The sequence below is a fragment of the Variovorax sucrosi genome (assembly GCF_051216635.1).
GTDB lineage: Bacteria > Pseudomonadota > Gammaproteobacteria > Burkholderiales > Burkholderiaceae_C > Variovorax.
The window spans coordinates 175,418-195,966 of sequence record NZ_JBPJZU010000008.1; the positions used below are offsets into that span (position 1 = coordinate 175,418).

The window sequence follows — 20,549 nt, forward strand, 5'->3', positions numbered from 1 at the left end:
CGCATTTCAGCGGGCCCTCCCCCCCACGATTACTTCCGCAGCAGCGCCTTCAACGCGTTCTGCAGGCGGCGCGCCGTGGCGGCGTCGTGCGCCGACGCCAGCACCTTGCCCGCATCCTCGCCCCAGGTCTGCGCCGGGGCCGGGTCGCCGCGCTTCGTCAGCAGCTTGAGCTGAAGCGCACGACGCGCATCGATCTGATCGGCCGGCGTCGGCACCTCGGCCGCCATTTCCAGTCGGAGCAAAGCCTCGCCCGCGTCACCGGACGGCGGCTTGGCCACTGCCTGGGTCCAGGCCGTGCGAACGGCGGGCGTGACCGCCCGGCCGAGTTCCTGCACGCTCGGCAGTTCGGCGGCATCACGCTTCTCCCACGCGCCTAGCAGGTGCGTGAGCGCTTCACCATGGGCCTGGGCCGCCAGCTTGCGCAGCGCCAGATCGGCGCGCTCGAGCGCCTCGCGTTGGGCACGGAAGGCCGTGTCGCCCAGACGGGGACCGCGGTCTTCGAAGCGCGGCGGACGGTCGCCGAAGCGGTCGCCACCCGGACCGCCGACACGCGGGCCGCGATCGTTCGGGCGCCCTCCCGGGCCGCTGCGGCTGTCGCGGCGGTCGCCGAAGCGGCCGGCCGGCCCCGCCGGCTCGGCCTTGCGGCTGCCCGGACGGTCGTCGCCGCGACGCGCGGCCACCACCGGCTTCGGCGCGGCCTTGGGCGGCGCGGCCGGCGTGGCGGCGGCGGCGTTGTCGCCTTCGTCGGCACGCGCAGAGAAGTCGGCGCTGCCAACCGGTGCGATCAGATCACCGGACGCTTCGGACGCGATGTCCAGCGCAGGTTCGTCCGACTCGGGCGCCGCCACCGGCGGTGGGGCTTCGGTTTCGCCCGGCACCGGTTGCACCGAGGCGCCTTCGCTGAACTCGGCCGCGGCCTGGCCCGGCGCGACGATGTCGGTCGCCCCGACGGCCGGACCATCGCGCTCGGTCTTGACCGGTGCGGGGGCGGGTGCCGGCCGCGCCGGTGCCTCGCCGCGCAGCGCGGCCTCGAGTTGCGCGACGGCCGCGCGGATCTTCTGCACATCGCCGGAGGCGTTCGCGGCGTCGAGCGCCTTGGACGCCTCCAGCACGTTCCGGTCATGCTCGCTCATCGCCGTGGATGCCTTTTCGCGCTCGGCCGTCTTGCGGTTGAAGGCTTCGTCGATCGGGGCGCGGAACGCGTCCCACAGCTTCTGTTCCTGGCGACGGTCGAGCGGCACGCCCTGGGCCTCGGCCTGCCAGCGCTGCTGCAGGGCCTTGACCGCGTCGATGCGCAGCATGGGCTGCGCGCCCAGGTCGGCGGCCTCGGCGATCATCGCCTGGCGGCGTTCGATGCTGGCGGCCTGCGCCGTTTCGAGCGGTGCGCGCGCGGCGCCGAAGGCTTCGTTCCAGAGCGGCTGCAGTTCGGCGAACACCTTTTCGCCGACATGGCCGGCATCGCGCCAGCGGTCAGCGAACTGGTGCAGCGCGCGGTTGTGGGCCTTCAGGTCGGAGGCGCTGGCATGCGCTTCGGCCCAGGCCTTCACTTCCTCGATCAGCGCGACGCGGTGCGCTCGGTGTTCGGCTGCGTCGGAACGCACCTTGTCGAGCCAGGCTTCGACCACCTTGTGGGCTTCGTTGCAGGCTTCGTCGAAGCGCTTCCAGAGTGCGTGGTTGGGCACACCGCCCTGGTCGGCCTGCTTCCACTGGTCCCGCAGCGCGCGCAGCGTTTCCTGCATCTTGCGGCCGCCCAGCGCCTGGCCTTCGGGGCGCTTGAGCAGGCCTTCGGCCTTGGCAACGAGGTCTTCACGCACCTTGTCGGCGCTCCAGCGCTGCCAGCCTTCGAGTTCGCCCGCGGCGACCAGGGCGGCATGCACCCGGGCTTCGAGCGCGGCATCGACCTGCTTGCCATGGTCCTTCAGCACGGCGCGCAGCGCGGCGGCGGCGCCGGCGCTGGCCTTGCCGTGGCCTTCGGCCGTCTCCTGCTCCAGTTTCGTCAGCGCGGCTTCGACGGCCGCCTGGGCCGCGGCACGCTTTTCGGGATCGACCTTCGGCCCGGCCTGCTTGGCCGGTGCAGAGGCAGCGGCCTCGGTCGGCAGGCCACGGGCCGCACGCAACTCATCGGCCCAGACCGGCACCGGTGGCAACGCCGCCGCGGTGTCGGCCGCGGCGGCGATGGCTTGCGCCAGCGCGCCGTGGAAGGCATCGGACACGACCAGCAGTTGCGCTTTGGAAGCCTCGATCTGCGGAGCGAACTTGGCGTCCAGGCTGTTCCAGTTGGCGTCGGCGGTCAGCTCGGTGGCCTGCTGCTGCCAGTGCGCCACGTCGGCGCGCAGGCCTTCTTCGGCCGCTTGCGCATCGCGCCAGCCCTTGGTCGACAGCACCTCGAAGCGCTGCGCCAGGAGCACGGCGGCCTCGCGCTGCACCTGGGCGCGGTGCTGCAGGTCCTCGATGCCCTTCACGCGTTCGGCCAGTTGCACCTTGAAACCGGCGAGCGGCTCACGGGACAGCGGGGCGCCAGCCTTGGCGGCGTCGCGCTGCCAGGCCAGTGCATCGGCGATGTTGAGCTTCGACTGCGCCAGCAGGGCCTCGGCCTTCTGCGCCCATTCGGCGGCGATGGCCTCCTGGCCCTTGGCACGCTTGATTTCGTCCAACTTTTCGCGCAGCAGGCGTGCGGCGCCCTTGTCGCGGCCGCTGAGTTCCTTGAACACCTCCTGCATCTGGTCGGGCGAAGGGCTCGCCGCAAGCCACTCGCGGATGCGCTGCGCCCGCTCGCCGGACGTGGGGGCGGTGAACGCGCCGCCGGTGAGCGTGTCGAGGGACTGGAGGTCGTGATGCTTGGAAGAAGTAGAGGTCACTGCGCGCAGGTCGTTGTCGGAGAAAGAGGAGAAAGCGAAGGCGCCGGCGAAAAGCCGGCGCACCCCGCCATTTTCACCGACCTGCGCCTGTTCGGCTCAACGGGTCGCCAGATTCAGTTCGGCACCAGGTTTCCAATCGTTGCCGGACGGGTTGGTGCGGACGGCGCCAAGGAAGAGCCGTTCGCTCGGCAACTGCTTGGTCAGCAGGTAGTCGCGCACCACCGCACCACGCTCCACGGCCAGCTGGCGGATCGATTCCTCGTTGACGGTGAGCGTGGCCAGCAACAGGTCTTCCATCTCCTTCTGCGGCAAGTCTTTGGCCAGACCGATCAGGTTGCGTGGCTTGGGAATGTCGGCCCGTTTGTAGACGGCCGTGAGGAGTTCCGGGTATTCGGCGTCGGTGACCGTCGTGACCTCGGCGGCGTTCTGCCCGGCGCGCGCGGCCGTTCGGCGCTTCTCGGACAGCAGCAATTGGCGCAGGCGCTGGCGCTTGGCCGCCTCGCGCTCCTGCTCCAGGCCGGCGGTGCCGACCACGGTGAGTTGCAGCGCCGGCCGCTCGGCCAGCACCTTGGCGACCTTGTCGAGGTTCTCCTTGGCGTCCGGCGAGAGTGCGGCGCTGCCCGGCTCGAAGGCAACCGCACTCGCCTCGCCAGGGCCGCCGCCGCCGAACCCGCCAGCGAGCAGGCTGAACGGCGAGGTGACGGCCTTCACGATGAGGGTGCCGATGGCCCTGAAGATCAGCGAACCGATGCTGAACTGCGGGTCGTTGAGCGAGCCGCTGATCGGCAGGTCGATATCGATCACCCCGTTGCGGTCGGCCAGCAGTGCCACCGCGAGCTTCACCGGCAGGCTATTGGGGGCGCCCTGCACCGCCTCGCCGAACTGCAGCTGGTTGAGCACCAGCTTGTTGGTCGCGGCCAGTCGACCTTCGGCGGAGATTTTGTAGTTGACGTCCATGCTCAACTTGCCGCGCTCGATACCATGGCCGGCGTAGCGCACCGCGTACGGCGTGAGCGGCGCCAGGTCGAGGTCGCGCATCTTCGCGGTGATGTCGAGTTCGAGCGGCTTGGCGAGTGGGTTGATCTTGCCGGAGATGTCCAACGCCGCCGTCTGCTGCGCCTTGCCCCGCAGTTCGAGGTCCGCCATTTCGGGCTTGTCGGACGCGAAGGCACTGAGCTTGCCGGTCAGGGCGCTCAGGTCGGCCGAGTAGTTCGGCTTGACGAACAGGTCGGTGAAGTCGATCTTGCCGTTGACCAGGCTCATCGGACCGAAATGAATGACCGGCGCCGGCCCACCGGCGGCATCGGCGGCGGCGACGGGCGCCGAGGCGGCCGGCGCTGGCAATGACGGCGACGGCGACGGCGACGGCGACGGTGGCGCACCGCCGACCATCGCCTCGGCCGCCGGCGACGGGCCGCCGGCGGCCGTGCCCGCGGTCGCTGTGGTCGTCGTGCCGCCACCGAGCTTGCGGCGGGTCTCCGCGTCCTTCGCGGTGGCCTCGCTCGCGCCGGCCTCGGCCTGTGATTTCTTGGTGAGGTTCTGCAGATTGAGCCGGCCGGTCGGCTCGACGATCACGCGGGCGAAGAAATCCGTCAGGGTGGTTTCACGCACATCCACCGACAGGGGGGCCCGCGGGGCCATGGCGACCTGCACGCCACGCAGGCTGAGCGCCTTCCAGCTCAGCAGCTGGTTGTTGGCGCGCTCCAGGCCCGGCGACTGCGACTGGGTCAGCGAGGCGCTGTTGGCCCGGAAGTCCTCCACCGCCGTGTCGCCGGCCAGCTTCAGGCTCATGCCCGCGGGCAGCGTCTCGTAACGGACGGTGCCGCGATAGCTCGCGAAAGCGCGGCGGATGTCGATGTTGAGCGCATCGCCGTAGTACGCCTTGAAAGCGTGCGCCGGGAAGGCCGCCACGTCGAGCCGGCCCTCGGCCGACAAGGGCTTGAGCACCACCTGCCCCTGGTAATCGAAGCGGCCCGGCTCGGCGCGCCCCGCCGCGATGCGGCCGGAGAGCTGGACTGGCGAAACAGTCGCCGTGTCGGGCGTGATCTTCTGCGCAGTGAGCTTCAGGGCGGTGATTTCGACAGCGACCGGCGTGCCGCTGGCCTTGTCTGCATAGGAAACGCTGCCGCCATCCACCGCCAGCGTGCCGATGCTCAGGCGCCATGGCTTGGTGTTGGCACCGGGCGCCGGTGCCGCGTCCGCGGACTTGGGCGCCGCGACCTTGGCCGAAGGCTCGCCGGCGGCGCTCGCAGGCGCCTTGAGCCAGCGCTCGAACATCCAGCGCTTCTCGCTGTCGCGCTCGATGCGGACCTTCGGGGCGATGGCGGTGAAGGAAGCGATGGCCAGCGTGTGCTGGCTCATGTCGGCCTCGGCATCGACCAGTTCGAACCGGCCGACGCTGGCCAGCGCCGTCTTCTCGCGGGTGAGCGCAAGACCGTCGGCCGACAGTCGGCGCGCCTTGAACTTCAGAGCGGGGGCATTCCAGGCGACGTCGATCTGGCCGCTCAGCTTGCCGTCCAGCGTCGGCTCGAGACTTTGCGCCAGATACGGCGCCGCCAGCGACAGTGGCAAGGCGTCGACCTCGGCCTGCACGCTGGCCACCTTGTCGGTCGCCTCGCCCTGGAACTTGAGGCCGGCACCGCCCACCAGCGTCGAACCGCTGAAACGGGCCGGCTTGGTCATCGGCCAGGCCACGCCGTTGGCCTCGATGGCAAGTTGCGTGACCTCCACCACGGCGGCCGGGCGCGTGGTCTCGTCACGCCAGCCGATGCGCCCGCCGTTCAGCACGAGCTTGTCGACCTGCACCTGCAGCGGCTTCTTTTCCACCGCTGGCGTCGCGGCCGAACTCGCCGCAGCCTTCGGCGCGGCGACCTTCTGCGTGGCCCCCGTGGCGGGATCGGTGGCCAGGAGATTCAACGCGCCGCCCGCATCGCGTGCGATGACCAACTGCGGCGCCGCCAGGACGACCTCGCCCAGGTGCACCACCCCGTCCAGCGGCCGGACATCGGCCAGCGTGACCTTGAGCGAATCGAAGCCGAGCAAGTCGCGGCCCTTGGCATCGGCCACCTTGGTCTGGTGCGCTTCGACGGTGCCGGTGATCTTGAGGCCGGCCGTCGCGGCCCGCTCGAAATCGATCTTCAGATCAGCGTCGAGCAGGCCGGCCTTCACCTGGACCGGCAAGCCGGCGGGCACGTACGCCAGGTAAGGGGACAGATCCAGCCCCTTGAAGCGCAGTTGGGCGTCGGTCTTGCGGTTGTCGGCGAACGGCGTGGTGAAGGCGGCCGAATCGAAGGCGCTGCCGTTGAGCGTGAAGGCCAGCTTCGGCTCCGTCGTGACCTCGCGTTTCGAATCCAGGTTGCTGAGGAACGGCACCTTGAGCACCAGGTCGCGCAGCACATGCTTGCGGCCAACGGTCCGGTCGTCGAAATCCACCGTCCCATCGGTCACGCTGATGTTGTAGATCGCGAAGCGCGCGGGGTCGGACTTGGGCACGTCAGGCGGGCTCGCGAGCTTGGCCAGGATGTCGTCGATGTCGTACTTGCCGTCGGCCAGGTGGGTCAGACGGACGGCCGGGCCTTCGACGCTCACCGCGTCGATGACCGGTGCGAAGCGCAGCAGCGACTGCAACTCGGCATCGGCGTAGAGGCGGCGAATGGCCAGCTGCGGCTGGCCGCCATCGGCCGACGCGATCTGCAGGTCGGTCACTGCCAGCTCGAGCGACCACGGCTTGAAATCGATGCCGCCGACGGTGACCTGGCGGCCCAGCTTTTCGGTCGCGATCTTCTGCAGCTGACTCTTCGCAATAGGCGGCACCGCGAGCCATGCCAGCGCCCACAGCGCCAGCACCACGATCAACGCGACGCCGGCACGTCGCCACCACTTGTTCTGCTTCAACGATGCGACATTCATCGGCCGAGTGTGCCGCAAATGGCAGGGGCCAAAGTCGGCCCGGCGCAGTGAAGCAGCAGCGCCGAGAAGTTTGCCCCGGTGCACAACGAAAAAGCCCGGCGGTTCGACCTGAGGTCGCACCGCCGGGCCTGATGGCGGGCACGAGGCCCATGCCATCTGTTGCTCGAACGGAAGTAGTTCGTTCCGCCCGCGCTGGCAGCAAGAGATTGCCGCCGATGGGTCGTCGTCATGAATCCGCGGAATCGCTCCAGGACCGCTGACGTCGACGAAACGTCCGATGGAAATCGGACGGTGTCAGATTAGGCTTTCCCTGCCAACTGTGCAAGACAGAGGGTCAATTGCAAGGGTCAAGACGCGACACCAACCCAAATGGCGCTTCCGTGATTCTTAGCATATTAAAAGACATTCTTATGCTTGACTGGGTATTTAGGCGCTCCTAGAATCCGCCTCGCCCGGTCTCACAAACCCTCTCACCCGGGCCGTCCCGATCCGCCGCCGAATACTTTCGGCCTCACCATGTTGTCAGCGCCCTCCTTCTCGCGCTGACCTGGTACGTACCAATCCAAGCGCTGTCGTCCGACCCTCGCCCTCCGGCGTGAGCTTCAGACGCCGCACAGAAAGGAAGAGCGATGAACAAGACGTTGGAGGCCACAGCCCGCGGGCTACGGACATTCGGTTCCGATGTGGTCGACGGCTTTTTCGAAATCACGCACAACGGCTTCGCCCTGCTGGGCTTGGCCACGGTCTTTGCCGTGCTGGCCCTCGTGGCACGGCCGGACCTGCGTGCCACAGGCGAAGCGCAACTGGCGAGTTGGCTCGAGTCGCGCAAGCCTGCGCCGGAAGCCACCGCGCTGGAGCCCACTGCCATCGATCGCACCACCGCCGCGAGCCCGCTTGATCTGCCCAAGCAACAGGCCGCGGTGGCGTATTGGCTGAGCAAGAAGTACCGCGTCGCGCCCGAGCCGCTGAGCGTGCTGGTCGCCGAAGCATACGAATTGGGCAAGCGCACCAAGCTCGACCCGACGCTGATCCTCGCCATCATGGCGGTGGAGTCGAGTTTCAACCCCTTTGCCCAAAGCCAGGTCGGCGCGCAGGGGTTGATGCAGGTCATGACCCGCGTGCACGTCGACAAGTACGAAAGCGCCGGCGGCTCGCTGACGGCCTTCGACCCGGTGACGAACATGCGCGTGGGCGTCAAGGTGCTGCAGGAGTGCATCGCCCGCGCCGGATCGATCGAGGCCGGCCTTCGCTATTACGTCGGTGCCGCGAACCTGGTTGACGACGGCGGCTACGCCGTCAAGGTGCTGGCCGAACACAGCCGGCTGCTGCAGGTGGCCGGTGGCAAGGCGCTGCCGGTCAATCCGCCGGCGCTGCGCGCACAGGCGCCGCAGAGTGCGCCTGCCGCGGTGCCGGTCGCCGCACCCCCCGTCGCCGAGAAGCCCCCGGCCGCCCCGCCGGAAAAGGTGGCTCTGCTCGCCGACTCCTGATCTTTCCGCGACCCGGCGGATGCCGCGGGTGCTCGGCTACACTCGCCGGGTACGCGACTGGCGATAGGCGCCGCGCCCTCCTCGGGCTGCAGGCGCTGACGTGGACTTACCACTGGGAAGCGTACCGCCCGGCAACCACCGGGCGATCAGCCGTTCGCCTGGGCAGCCCTTGTTTGATCGAAGAACAAGGACCACCGTCTTCAAAGGACTGCCATGTACCACCGCGACATCCTGGTCGAACAGACCGACCCCGAAATCTGGGCTGCCATCCAGGCCGAGAATGCCCGCCAGGAACACCACATCGAGTTGATCGCGAGCGAGAACTACGCCTCGCCCGCCGTGATGCAGGCGCAAGGCTCGCAGCTCACCAACAAGTACGCCGAGGGCTACCCCGGCAAGCGCTACTACGGTGGTTGCGAATTCGTCGACATCGCCGAGCAGCTGGCGATCGACCGCGTCAAGCAGATCTTCGGTGCCGACGCCGCCAACGTGCAGCCGCATTGCGGCGCCTCGGCCAACGAAGCCGTGATGCTCGCCTTCCTGAAGCCCGGTGACACCATCATGGGCATGAGCCTGGCCGAGGGCGGTCACCTGACGCACGGCATGCCGCTGAACATGAGCGGCAAGTGGTTCAATGTGGTGAGCTACGGCCTGGACGCCGACGAAGCCATCGACTACGACGCGATGGAGCGCAAGGCGCACGAATCGATGCCCAAGTTGATCATCGCAGGCGCCTCGGCCTATTCGCTGCGCATCGACTTCGAACGCTTCGCCAAGGTGGCGAAGGACGTCGGCGCGATCTTCATGGTCGACATCGCCCACTACGCCGGCCTCGTGGCAGCGGGCGTGTACCCGAACCCGGTGCCGCACGCCGACGTGGTGACGTCCACCACCCACAAAAGCCTGCGCGGCCCGCGCGGCGGCATCATCCTGATGAAGTCGCAGTATGAGAAGGCCATCAACAGCGCGATCTTCCCCGGCCTGCAAGGCGGCCCGCTGATGCACGTGATCGCCGCCAAGGCCGTGGCCTTCAAGGAAGCGATGGCGCCGGAATTCAAGGCCTACCAGCAGCAGGTCGTGAAGAATGCGCAGATCGTTGCCGAGACGCTGACCTCGCGCGGCCTGCGCATCGTGAGCGGCCGCACCGAAAGCCACGTCATGCTGGTCGACCTGCGCTCCAAGGGCATCACCGGCAAGGAAGCCGAGGCCGTGCTGGGCAGCGCCCACATGACCATCAACAAAAATGCGATCCCTAACGACCCGGAAAAGCCGATGGTCACGAGTGGCGTGCGCATCGGCAGCCCGGCCATGACGACCCGCGGCTTCAAGGACGAGGAAGCGCGCGCCACCGCCAACTTGGTGGCCGACGTGCTCGACAATCCGCGCGACACGGCGAACATCGAGGCCGTGCGTGCCAAGGTGCACGCGCTGACCAGCCGCTTCCCCGTTTACCGTTGATCGCAAGACCGACCGCATGAAGTGCCCTTTCTGCGGTCACGCCGAAACGCAGGTCGTCGAGACCCGCGTCTCGGAAGACGGCGACTTCGTCCGCCGCCGCCGCCAGTGCGGTGCCTGCGAAAAGCGTTTCACCACCTACGAACGACCGGACGTCAACTTTCCGGTCGTCGTGAAGAAGGACGGCAGCCGTGCCGACTTCGACTCGACCAAGGTGCGCGCCTCGATGATGCTGGCCCTGCGCAAGCGGCCGGTCAGCATCGAGCAGATCGACGGCGCCCTTTTTCGCATCGAGCAGAAGCTACTGTCCAGTGGCCTGCGCGAGATCGAATCGACCAAGGTCGGCGAACTCGTCATGCGTGAACTGAAGAAACTGGACAAGGTCGCCTACGTGCGCTTTGCCTCGGTGTATCGCAGCTTCGAGGATGTGGACGAGTTCAGGCAGTTGCTGCGGGATATTTGAGCGGGCAACACCGGGCCATCAACCCCCGGCGTTGCATTGTCCGGAGCCGCAGTCGCCTTTCTTGTCGGGATCGCAGACTTTGGGCCGACCCGAGGCCGACACCACCACGGCGCTGCGGCGCCCGGTTTCTGCCTTGAAAGCCACGCAGCCCATCTGATACGCACCACCCTTCCTCGAGAAGCCGTTGGCGCCGTAGCTGAGCTTGCCGTCCAAGGCATTGCCCAATCCCGCATCCACGGTCACGCCACCAGGTAACGCATCGAAGGCCCGCAAGGTGGTGGCGACGCCCTCGACCGTGCTCTTGACCTCCCAGCCGCTGTTCCAATCGCTGGTCTTTTTGGGCGTCAGCGTGACGGTCTGCGAACGCTTGAGCGCTTCGGTGCGTGCCACGCTCAGTGCCGCAACGAACTCGCTGGTGCTGGCCGCCAGCCGCTGGTTCAGCAGAAGATCCCGAAAACTGGGAACGGCGATTGCGCTCAACACGGCCACCAACGTGACGACGACCATCAGCTCGATGAGTGTGAAGCCTTGCGTGCCAGCCGCAAGGAGTGCCCGCCGCTTCATTTCCAGCACCTCTCCTGATCGTCGCCACTGCAACTCTTCTCGCCTCGGCTGTTGATCGAGATCTCCCCCACCCGCGGATCGGTAAAGCCGTCCTTCAACCGGGCCGTCAGCGTCACACAGCGCCGGACATCGGTGGCGCCATCGCAGCCGCTTGCCTCCAGCGTGTACTTTCCATCGCCTGGCGTGTCCCCCGAGTCGGCCTTGAAGACGGGTGTTCGGTAACTGCTCACCTGCGTGTAGAAGCGCTCCTGCTGCTGCATCTCCTGCATCAGCGCCGCGCGCGCTTCGGCACGCCAGCCTTTGCGCACGGAGTCCATGTACGACGGATAGGCGATGGCCGCAAGGATCGCGAGCACCGCGACCACGATCATCAACTCGATCAGTGTGAAGCCGCGCATCGAAACGCGGCAACCGAAGGAAACGGGCCGCTTCATGGCTTGATGTCCTTGTAGTTGAGGACCTGCCGCCAGTTCAAGCGGCCAGCGATCTGCGAGACCTTGCCGCCTTCGATGGGACGCGTGATGGTCACCCCGGGACCGTCGCCCATTCCCGTCCCCAGGTTGATGACGGCGACCTTCTTCGTCTCCTGCCGGCGTCCAAAGGAATCAGTGGACGTGTACGCGCCATCCCCCTCCTGCACGACCAGCGGCGAACCGAGGAGCCCGACGGTGGACGGGATGCAGGTGCTACCTGACGACAGACCCGTCATCGCGTTGACAGCGCAGCTGTGCCCGCCGCCGCCCACACCACAGGCGTTCGGGTTCGGGATGAGCGTGTTGAAGATGAGGTAGCCATCGCTCAACACCATCCGCGAGACTTGCCGCTCCCCGTGGTCGGTCGATTCCGGAAGATCGAAGTACCAGCCGCGGCGTTGCGAGGTCTTGCCGTTATAGGCGCCGTGGACGAAAGCGTCTCCGGTGATGCTGAATTGCCCCTTCTCGTTGGCCTTCACCGTACGGGACTGGAACTGAGCCCGCGTTTGATCCGCAGGGATCGCCGATGCGTTGTCGTAGACGCCGTAAAGGGTCTGGACCCGTCGCGTCGACAGGTCGCTGACTTCGACGAACTTGCCCGTGCCGAAGAGAACGATGGCGCCGCCGTTCGGCCCGGCGCCCACCTCCGGGGTGATAGTGATGGGCTGGCGCTGACCGCCGGCATCCTGGGCCACCATGAGCGGCGTGCCCTCCAGAGCAAGTGTCTTGTCGTTTTCGCTCCAGGGTGCGTCCTTGGAGAAGTCGAACTTCCACAGATTGCCTTGGGTGTCGCCGGCGTAGAGCAGGCGCGTCGAATTGTCCGAAGCCGCATAGTCGCCCACCGGGCCGAGCGCGTTGACCATCGCCTTGTCGGCCGGATTCGGCAGCACGATCTTGTGGTAGTTGACGCCGCGCTGCCAGGGCTCTTCGGCCGCCTTGTCCAGCGAGAGCAGGAAGAGCGCAGCGGCCTTCTCCTTGTTGCCGTTGTTGAAACCTGAAGGCACCACGGCGAACCAGCGATGGACGGCCGGCTTGCCGTCCTTGGCCGCCACGGTGCGCAGCTTCAGAAGACGGGGTGCCTGCGTCACGTAGCCCATGTCGGCGTCATCGTCCCCGGTGAACTCCCACAGAGCATTGCTGGCGTCGAACGCCGCCGGGTTCGTCACGTCGAGCGCGAAGACACCCCGCGCGCCGCCGCCCAGACCCGACACCAGCGCCGTGCGCCAACGTCCGCTGGGCAACTGGACTTCGCCCGCTGCCGCACTGCCATCGACATACGGCCGATGCACATAGCCCGCCGAGGTGTAGCTCCCGAGCTTGGCGCGCAGCGAGCCCGGCACATAGGCGAAGAGTTCCGCGCCCGTGTCCGCGGCGAAGGCGTGCAGCATGCCGTCATTGGCGCCGACGTACACCGCCTGCCGACGACCTTTGTTGGCCGTCACGAAGGCGTCGTAGCCCGTGCCCTGCACCGTGGTGCTCGGTGCACCGACCAGCAGGGGCGTCGAATTGACCACGTCACCCATGATCGAATCGCGCTTCCGGAAGATGCCGCCTGCCTTGTCCGCTTCCAGGCTTCGATCACCGCGAAGGTAGCCCACGCGCTTCTCGCCCAGATCGTCTTTCGCGTTCGTCTGCGAAAAGGGCTCTGCGTTCAGTGCATCTGCCCAGGTCTTGTCGCTGGCCAGCGTCTTCCAGTCGAACACCGCGCCGGTCTTGGTGCTGAGCCATGTGAAGATTCTTCGCTTCTCCGGCTCGTTGGTCGTGGTCAGCAGGCTGCCCGCGCTCCAACTGGGCTTGTCGGCTTTGGTCACCGCGCCCGCCTTGGTGTCGTAGGTCAACGGATACGCCAGCAGCGAACCGGACCAGCGCGTGCTGTCCAACTGCGGGATGTAGATGCTCGTGCCGCTGGCCGTGACCCGCGTGCTGGACAGCGCACCACCCGCGATGGTGCCGCTCGCCGCGCCGGCCTTGGCAAAGATCTGTCGGATGGCCGCGATCATCTCGTCGGGCTTGCTGGCGAGAAAATAGTTGGCTGGCTTCGGTAGGCCGTCATCGTCGACGCCCGATTGCCATTCGGCATTGGAGACCGCTTCGACACCGCCTTCCGACGGTGCGGTGACGAAAGGGTTGGCATCCTTGTTCTTGTCGTCGAACCCGCCGTACTTGGCCGCCAGGTAGTAGGCACTGCCGCGCTTGCCCTGGCGGATCGTTCCGTCGCCGCCCTCGTCGACATCGATGGTGAAGGTCTTCACCCGCACGTCGGGATAGTCGTTGCGGATCTTCTGCGTGTTCGCCCAGTACGCCAGACCCGCCCAGGCCAGCGAGCCTTGATCGGCACCGGTGTTCAGGCTCGCCATGTTCCCCCATGTGATCTGCGTGCCGTTGTTGTACGCGTAGGCGCGCGGGCCGGCTTCGTTGCCACGCGTCGTGAGGCCCGTCTTGCCGGAGGGCACCGCATAAGGCCGTGCCTCGGCGTTCTCGAAGGCGCCGACGATGCTGGCCCAGAACGCCGTGTCCGGTTCCATCTGGGAGAGGTCCGCGGCCCGGGAGCCGGAAGGCCACCCGTCCAGCCCGTCGTTGGAAAGGCCGGGTAGCGAATGCTCGTGATGGGTGTTCAGGTCACCGATGGCCACGACATAGTTCCGCTGGCAGCTTGCCGTGACAGGGTCCCAGTTGCTGAGCGCGCCGTCGCCCCATTTCGCTGTGTTGTTGTAGACCGGGAAGCCATCCTTCATGGCATCGCTCATGCCGGCCGTGGCCTGCGGACTGGGGGCCTGGCCCTGAAGATAGCGCAGCGACTCGTAGTACAGCTCCCCGATGGGGTCGTAAGTCTTGTAGGTTCCGGGAACGGCCCCCGTGCGCCCGAATTGGTTCAGGTAGTTCACGACGCCGCTCGAGCGCTCCGTACTGGCCAATGGGTTGGCGAAGAACACACCTGTGGTCGCGTCCCACTCCGCGGCTTCGTTGGCGATCTTCTCGAACCGCGCGTTCTCCGCCGTCGGCCCGGCGAACTTCATCGGCGCACGCAGCACGCCGCCGTAGCGTGCATTCGTGTTGTCCATCAGGTAGCCGAAGGCGGCGAAGCGCATCTTCTCGGAGTAGGTCTGAATGGTGCCGACCGGTTTGTAGTGGCCGCTGGGCTGCTTCGCACACAGGTCGCTGCGCAGCGGCCCTTCCGCCGCGGAGCACACTTCCACCTGCGCGACGTACGCGCTGGGGCCATCCGGGCCATAGGCCTGGTCGGTGCCCGGATTGCTGCAACTGCCGGCCGATGTTGAACCGATAAACATGCGGTTGCGACAGCTCGCGATACGAATGCTGCCGCTTGCACCCACGGTTCCCGCAAGCGGCGTCAGCTTGTCCAGATCACCATTCAGCACCCGGGCCGGAAAGTTGTAGCCGGCGTTGTAGAAGTTGTCTTGCAAGACGGCACGCTGGAGAACGGTCTCGGTCGGGGTGTCCTTCACACGGTCACCACCGGTCATGGCGTAGCGCAGCATGTCGATGGCCGACGACGCGGCCCAGTTCAGCATGTTGCCGCTCCACTTGTCGGCGCAGACGATGGCCTTGCCCGAAAGCGTGGCGTTCGCCGCGCGCTTGAAGTAACCGTCCGCCACGGCGTAGTCGTAGCAACCCATCGGATCCCAATAGCCGATGTACGACTTGGTGATGTCGAAGTTGCCGCGGTATGCGGCCCCCGTCGTCGGAAATTCCACCGACAGATCAAGCACCATGTTCGGCTTGACGCGCGATGTGGTGGAGAACAGCGGCTCGTCGGCCAGCAGCGCGTCGGGCGGCACGGTCGGCGTGGACGCTGTGCCCGCCAGCAACGCGGCGGTACCCAAGACAAGCATCAACGCAACGGCCGCGCGCTTCAAGTCACCGTGTCGAATCGAGAACATCTGTCACTCCCTCTCCAGGACAACCCGCACTGACGGCCGGCTTGTACAAATTCGTCTGCAGCACCACCTGCGTGTCGGCATCGACCCCGAAGCCGATGGCGGTCACGCGGAAGATGTTGGTCGCGTTGCCCGCGCTGGCGTTCTCCAGGCGGTTGCCCTGCCAGCCGCCGTTGTTCCGCATCACTTCCACGATGTAGCGGGGCAAGGCCGCCGGGGTCGCGCCTTTGCCGACGACGTAGGTCTGACTGGTGAAGGTGCCGTAGGCGACCGACGTCTTGCTGCTCGGCGACAGATCGGCCTTCATCCACGCAGGCGTGGTGCCCGGTTCGCTCGGCGCGCACAGGCCCAGGTTCGCGCCGCTGCCGCATCCTTCGACGAAAGGCGCAACGTCCTTGTTGTTGAAAAGGCAGAGACGGGCAGCCAGGCTGGTGTTGGGGCCGAGGATGTCGAGCTCCGCATCGATCAACGCCGCCTCGGCGGCCTGCAAGGCGATTTCGTTGTCGCGGTCGTTGCGGGCGCTTCGCTCGTTCACGAGCGACAACTGCGCGGCGCCCACGCCAAGCACGGTGACCACCACGAGGAGCAGCAACACCACGATCAGGGAGAAGCCGCCCGAACGACCACGTCGTAACGATGGCGCAGTGAACCTGCTCATGCCGGGTCCTTCATCACGTTGCGCAGCATCAGCGTGAATGTCGCGACGGATCGGAAGCGACCATCGTCCGGGGGTTCGAAGGACACATCCTTGAACTCCGGACCAAGCGGGTACAGCGTGTAGGACTGACCGTTGACTTTCCTCAGGTCGGCATTCTCACGGTCGCTGCGCACGACGATCCCCACGCGCACGGCGACCACCTTGCACCATTCGGCGTTGATCTGCGCCCCAGTCGCCTTGTCCCCAGCCTTGGCCTCGATGGCCTTGGCGTCGATCCAGGCTTCCGGCACGCTGTCGCCATCGGCGTCGTAGCCGTAGACGATCTTGAACTTCTCGACCCCGCGGGCCAGCTGCTCAGCGGTGAACTTGCCCTTGTCCGTTCGATATTTGCAGTAAAGCGCCGGCACGCCGTCGTCACCCTCCGACACGTAGAAGAAGCTCCAGACGCGGTCGGCGGCCGTCGGTGTCGCAGACGGGCCTTTCTGGGCGTTGCCCAGGCAGTCGATGATCGTGCCGTCTTCGGCATCTTCGTCGGCCTTGCTGCGCCCGAAGAAGCGGACCAGCAGCGAGTCGTTCTCGGCTGCTTTGTCGGTGTCGTGGGTGCCGATGCTGCTGTCGTTGCTCTTGACCGTCGCGTTGGTCGCACCGACGACATTCAGGTCGTCAGCCCCCGCGCCATTCCCGAGCAGCGTCGCGTTGCTCGCGATCACCGCGACGCCATCGCTCAGCCGATCTGGCGCGTAATCGGCGTAGCCGGCCTGGCGCACCACGCTCTGCACGACATAGCGTGTGAAGCGCAGCGACTCCTGAACTGCCTGCACATCGGCATCGGTGTTGAAGAGCTTCTTGCCTCCGAGAAAGGCGATGCTCGCGCCCAGAACAACGACCAGGCCGATGGTCATCGCCACCATCAATTCGACCAACGTCACCCCGCGCTGATGCGCGCGAGGCCGCTCAGAAGCTCGCGGGCGTGAAGTCATCGTAGGCCTGTCCGGGGATGAGTTGCATGACCACGCGAGGGGGACGCTTCGCCAGGTCCTTCTCGGCTTCCGTGGGAATGCGCGGCGTCCAGCCGAGCTTGACGACGAGGTTGCGGCCGGAATTGCTGCAAGACCAGGCGTAGTGGCCGTCCTCGGCAGGTGGTTCCTCATCGAAGCAGACGGCGACGCGCGCGTCGGGCAGCGCCGCGGCGACCCGCTCCAGCCAAGTGCGGACGTCCCAAGCGGCGAGGTCCTTTTTCGTGCAGGTCGCGGCGGTGCCGATGCAGGCGGTGTCGGTGGTGCCAGGCAGCGCTGCGCCGCTCTTCCAGTCGGCAACGACGTAGGCATTCTCGAAGTTGTTGCGCGCGGCAACGTTCTTGTTGATCCGCGCCTTCTCGGAAAGCTCCCGGACCAGATTGACGGCCGTGGTGAACGAACCCGACTCGTTCGTGCTGCGGACCGCCGCCATCAGCATGCCCACCGCGCCCAGCAGCCCGATGCTCAGCACGATGATCGAGATCAGCACCTCGAGGAGGGAAAAGCCCCCCTCGGTGCGCTTTGGTGACGCCATATTTTTTTCCCCCTGACTTCGATCTGTCGCGGGCGGAGGCCCTGCGCAGCCGTTTTGCGAAGTCTAGGAAGGCCATCGGGCGATGGCGCGCCGCTCGTCCCCCCTTCGCCTACCGCTCGTATGATTCGAGCCGTACCCCGTGCACTTTTGCAAGGACCGGCGCGCGTTCGGCGCTGCCGCCTTCCTGCCGCCCCGCATCCCTGCCTGCCATGTCCCTTTTTCCTGAAGACGCACCCCTGATCGCGCAGGCGCACGCACTCGCGGTGCGCGGCCTGCTGTCGTCCGACCCCAATCCACGTGTCGGCTGCGTTCTGACGGATGCCCACGGCCAAGTCGTCGGCACCGGCCACACCCAGCCGGTCGGCGGCCCGCATGCCGAGGTGATGGCCTTGCGCGATGCCGCCGCACGCGGCCATTCGGTCGCGGGGGCGACCGCCTATGTGACGCTCGAGCCCTGCGCGCACCACGGCCGCACCGGCCCCTGCTGCGACGCGCTCGTCGCGGCCGGTATTCGCCGGGTCGTCGCATCGATCGCCGATCCGAACCCGCTGGTGTCGGGTCAGGGCTTCGCGCGCCTGCGTGCAGCGGGGGTCGAGGTCGACATCGGCCCCGGTGCGGCCGAGTCGCGCGAACTGAACATCGGCTTCTTCAGCCGCATGGTCCGCCGGACGCCCTGGGTGCGGCTCAAGACCGCCGCATCGCTCGACGGCCGGACGGCATTGCCCAACGGCGTCAGCCAGTGGATCACCGCTGACGCCGCGCGCGCCGACGGCCATGCCTGGCGAGCGCGCGCGAGCGCCGTGCTGACTGGCGTCGGCACACTGACGGAAGACGACCCGCGGCTCGATGTGCGGGCCATCGAAACGCCTCGCCAGCCGCATCTGGTGATCATCGACAGCCGGCTGCAGACACCACCGAAGGCGAAGCTGTTCGACGTCCCGGGACGGCAGGTCTGGATCTATGCCGCACGCCGAGACGACACCGCCGCCGCCGCGCTGGAAGCGCGCGGCGCGACGGTGACGGTGCGGGCCAATGCCGACGGCAAGGTCGACCTGCCCGCCATGCTGCGCGATCTGGCGGCACGCGAGGTCAATGAACTGCATGTGGAGGCCGGCCACAAGCTCAACGGTTCGCTGATGCGCGAGGGCCTGGTCGACGAGTTGCTGGTGTACCTGGCGCCCAAGTTTCTCGGCGACGGCTTCGGCATCGCGAGCCAACCCTTCGCCGACGGCCCCCTCAGCGCGCTGGCCGGCGCCCTGGCCCTGGACTTCCGCTCGGTCGATCGCTTCGGCCCCGACCTGCGCATCCTCGCCCGGGTGCAAGGGCGCGATTCGTTCTAGCCATTTCCCGCCGGCCGACCGGCCGCCGAGGGCCGGCGGCGGTGCGTGAGGGAGAGGTTCCGCGTTCTCTGCGAAAATGCGCCGATGTTCACCGGCATCATCACCGGCGTGGGGCGCATCGCCGCCGTACGCAACCTCGGAAGTTCTTCCTCGCACGGCAAGCGGCTGAGCATCGCCGCGCCGCCCGGTTACCTCGACGACGTCGGCCTCGGCGACAGCATCGCCCTCAACGGCGCCTGCATGACGGTCACCTCGCTCGACCCGGCGCAGCAGCAATTCACCATCGACATCTCGGCCGAATCGCTGGACAAGACGGCCGGGCTGGCCGACGAAAGCGCGTCCGTCAACCTCGAGAAGGCACTGCGTGCGCACGACCGGCTGGGCGGCCATATCGTGTCGGGACACGTCGACGGCATCGGCCGCGTGACCCGCTTTGCCCCCGTCGGCGAGAGCTGGGAGCTGCGCATCCGGGCGCCGCACGCGCTGGCGCGCTTCCTGGCCTACAAGGGCTCCATCACGATCAACGGTGTGAGCCTGACGGTCAACACGGTCAGCGACGGCGCCGAAGGCAGCGAGATGAGCATCAACCTGATTCCCCACACCGTGCAGAACACCTCGCTCGGCACCTTGAAAGAAGGGAGCCCGGTGAACCTCGAGATCGATACCGTCGCGCGTTATGTGGAGCGCATGCTCCAGGCCGGCACCCTTCCCTCCGCACAGAAAGACCCCTCCCCATGAACGCCTCGGTCACGCCCATTTCGGGCACCCGCAACGGCCGCGCCCCGGCGCCCGTCTCGCCGGTGAGCGAGATCGTCGCCGAACTCGCCGCCGGCCGCATGGTCATCCTGGTGGACGAGGAAGACCGCGAGAACGAAGGCGACATCGTCATCGCGGCCGACCACATCACGGCCGAATCGATCAACTTCATGGCGCGCCACGCCCGCGGCCTGATCTGCCTGACGCTGTCGCGCGAGATGTGCGAGCGGCTCAATCTGCCGCCCATGGTGGCGCGCAACGGCGCCAAGCATTCGACCGCCTTCACCGTGTCCATCGAAGCCGCCGAAGGCGTGACGACCGGCATTTCGGCGGCCGATCGGGCGCGCACCGTGCAGGCGGCCGTCGCCCCGAACGCCGTGGCCGCCGACCTGGTGCAGCCCGGCCACATCTTTCCGTTGCAGGCCGTCGACGGCGGCGTGCTGATGCGCGCCGGCCACACCGAAGCCGGCTGCGACCTGGCGGCCATGGCCGGCTGCTCCCCAGCATCGGTCATCTGCGAGGTGATGAACGAAGACGGCACGATGGCGCGACTGCCGGACCTGCAGCTCTTCGCGGCCGAACACGGCCTGAAGATCGGCACCATCGCCGCGCTGATCGAACACCGCAGCCGCACCGAATCGCTGGTGCAGAAGGTCGGCTGCCGCGAAATCCAGACCGCCTGGGGCAGCTTCACCGCCCACGCCTTCCAGGACAAACCGAGCCACGGCGTGCATCTCGCGCTGGTGCGCGGCAGCTGGGCCGCCGACGAAGCGGTGGCGGTGCGGGTGCACGAGCCGCTCTCGGTACTCGACGCCCTGGAAACGAACCGATCGCTCCACTCCTGGAGCCTCGACAGCAGCCTGGCGTACATCGCGTCGCAGAACAAGGGCGTCGCCGTGTTGCTGAACTGCGGCGAGAGCGGCGAAGAGCTGCTGGCCCAGTTCGACGGCACGGCGCGTCCGGCACAGGCCCCCGAGCGCGGCCGCATGGACCTGCGCAGCTATGGCGTGGGCGCGCAGATCCTGCGCGAATGCGGCGTGCACAAGATGCAGTTGCTGGGCACGCCCCGCCGCATGCCCAGCATGGCCGCCGGCTACGGCATCGAGATCACCGGCTACATCCACAAGGACTGAGAC

General features: G+C 67.3%; 14 protein-coding genes and 1 riboswitch. Of the genes, 6 read left to right on the forward strand and 8 right to left on the reverse strand.

The window, feature by feature from the left end; genetic code table 11:
- Nucleotides 1-29 precede the first annotated feature (29 nt).
- Together ACSFBE_RS17120 and ACSFBE_RS17125 are read right to left on the reverse strand one after the other, a co-directional pair.
- A complete protein-coding gene (locus ACSFBE_RS17120) occupies nt 30-2,858 on the reverse strand; it encodes a DUF349 domain-containing protein (protein WP_435491734.1) in 2,829 nt (942 codons plus the stop codon).
- A 96-nt stretch (nt 2,859-2,954) separates the two neighbouring features.
- Complete coding sequence (locus ACSFBE_RS17125; RefSeq protein ID WP_435491605.1) at nt 2,955-6,767, reverse strand: DUF748 domain-containing protein; 3,813 nt, start codon at nt 6,765-6,767, stop codon at nt 2,955-2,957.
- 629 nt (nt 6,768-7,396) lie between these two features.
- On the opposite strand from ACSFBE_RS17125, the gene ACSFBE_RS17130 reads away from it, so the two are divergent.
- The 3 genes from ACSFBE_RS17130 (at nt 7,397) to nrdR (ending at nt 10,172) form a co-directional block, all read left to right on the forward strand.
- Nucleotides 7,397-8,254 (forward strand): transglycosylase SLT domain-containing protein, encoded by an 858-nt coding sequence (locus ACSFBE_RS17130; protein ID WP_435491606.1) that lies wholly within the window; start codon nt 7,397-7,399, stop codon nt 8,252-8,254.
- 43 nt (nt 8,255-8,297) lie between these two features.
- Nucleotides 8,298-8,425, forward strand: a riboswitch (ZMP/ZTP riboswitch).
- 42 nt (nt 8,426-8,467) lie between these two features.
- A complete protein-coding gene (gene glyA, locus ACSFBE_RS17135) occupies nt 8,468-9,712 on the forward strand; it encodes a serine hydroxymethyltransferase (RefSeq protein WP_435491607.1) in 1,245 nt (414 codons plus the stop codon).
- A gap of 16 nt (nt 9,713-9,728) precedes the next feature.
- Nucleotides 9,729-10,172 (forward strand): transcriptional regulator NrdR, encoded by a 444-nt coding sequence (nrdR, locus tag ACSFBE_RS17140; RefSeq protein WP_435491608.1) that lies wholly within the window; start codon nt 9,729-9,731, stop codon nt 10,170-10,172.
- An 18-nt stretch (nt 10,173-10,190) separates the two neighbouring features.
- Here the strand turns inward: nrdR and ACSFBE_RS17145 are convergent, their stop codons facing one another.
- From ACSFBE_RS17145 to pilV, 6 genes are all read right to left on the reverse strand, one after another.
- The gene (locus tag ACSFBE_RS17145) at nt 10,191-10,736 is read right to left on the reverse strand and encodes a GspH/FimT family pseudopilin (RefSeq protein WP_435491735.1); all 546 of its coding nucleotides are present in this window, start codon (nt 10,734-10,736) and stop codon (nt 10,191-10,193) included.
- Complete coding sequence (locus ACSFBE_RS17150; protein ID WP_435491609.1) at nt 10,733-11,170, reverse strand: type IV pilin protein; 438 nt, start codon at nt 11,168-11,170, stop codon at nt 10,733-10,735. Before ACSFBE_RS17150 ends, ACSFBE_RS17145 begins: the two co-directional genes overlap by 4 nt.
- Nucleotides 11,167-14,709, reverse strand: a complete 3,543-nt coding sequence (locus ACSFBE_RS17155) for a pilus assembly protein (protein ID WP_435491610.1) — start codon at nt 14,707-14,709, stop codon at nt 11,167-11,169. The genes ACSFBE_RS17150 and ACSFBE_RS17155 overlap by 4 nt, the downstream gene beginning before the upstream one ends.
- A gap of 379 nt (nt 14,710-15,088) precedes the next feature.
- Nucleotides 15,089-15,766: a pilus assembly PilX family protein gene (locus ACSFBE_RS17160; RefSeq protein WP_435491611.1), complete on the reverse strand. Its 678-nt coding sequence runs from the start codon at nt 15,764-15,766 to the stop codon at nt 15,089-15,091.
- Nucleotides 15,763-16,746, reverse strand: a complete 984-nt coding sequence (locus tag ACSFBE_RS17165) for a PilW family protein (RefSeq protein WP_435491612.1) — start codon at nt 16,744-16,746, stop codon at nt 15,763-15,765. The genes ACSFBE_RS17160 and ACSFBE_RS17165 overlap by 4 nt, the downstream gene beginning before the upstream one ends.
- Complete coding sequence (gene pilV, locus ACSFBE_RS17170; protein WP_435491613.1) at nt 16,721-17,317, reverse strand: type IV pilus modification protein PilV; 597 nt, start codon at nt 17,315-17,317, stop codon at nt 16,721-16,723. The genes ACSFBE_RS17165 and pilV overlap by 26 nt, the downstream gene beginning before the upstream one ends.
- A 209-nt stretch (nt 17,318-17,526) precedes the next feature.
- Here pilV and ribD point away from each other — a divergent pair, with 209 nt between their 5' ends.
- The 3 genes from ribD (at nt 17,527) to ribBA (ending at nt 20,546) form a co-directional block, all read left to right on the forward strand.
- On the forward strand, nt 17,527-18,657 hold the full coding sequence (gene ribD / locus ACSFBE_RS17175) for a bifunctional diaminohydroxyphosphoribosylaminopyrimidine deaminase/5-amino-6-(5-phosphoribosylamino)uracil reductase RibD (RefSeq protein ID WP_435491614.1): 1,131 nt from the start codon (nt 17,527-17,529) through the stop codon (nt 18,655-18,657).
- 84 nt (nt 18,658-18,741) lie between these two features.
- Nucleotides 18,742-19,395, forward strand: a complete 654-nt coding sequence (locus tag ACSFBE_RS17180; RefSeq protein ID WP_435491615.1) for a riboflavin synthase — start codon at nt 18,742-18,744, stop codon at nt 19,393-19,395.
- Nucleotides 19,392-20,546, forward strand: coding sequence for a bifunctional 3,4-dihydroxy-2-butanone-4-phosphate synthase/GTP cyclohydrolase II (gene ribBA, locus ACSFBE_RS17185; RefSeq protein ID WP_435491616.1), 1,155 nt, complete (start codon nt 19,392-19,394; stop codon nt 20,544-20,546). The genes ACSFBE_RS17180 and ribBA overlap by 4 nt, the downstream gene beginning before the upstream one ends.
- The last annotated feature ends 3 nt before the right edge of the window (nt 20,547-20,549 follow it).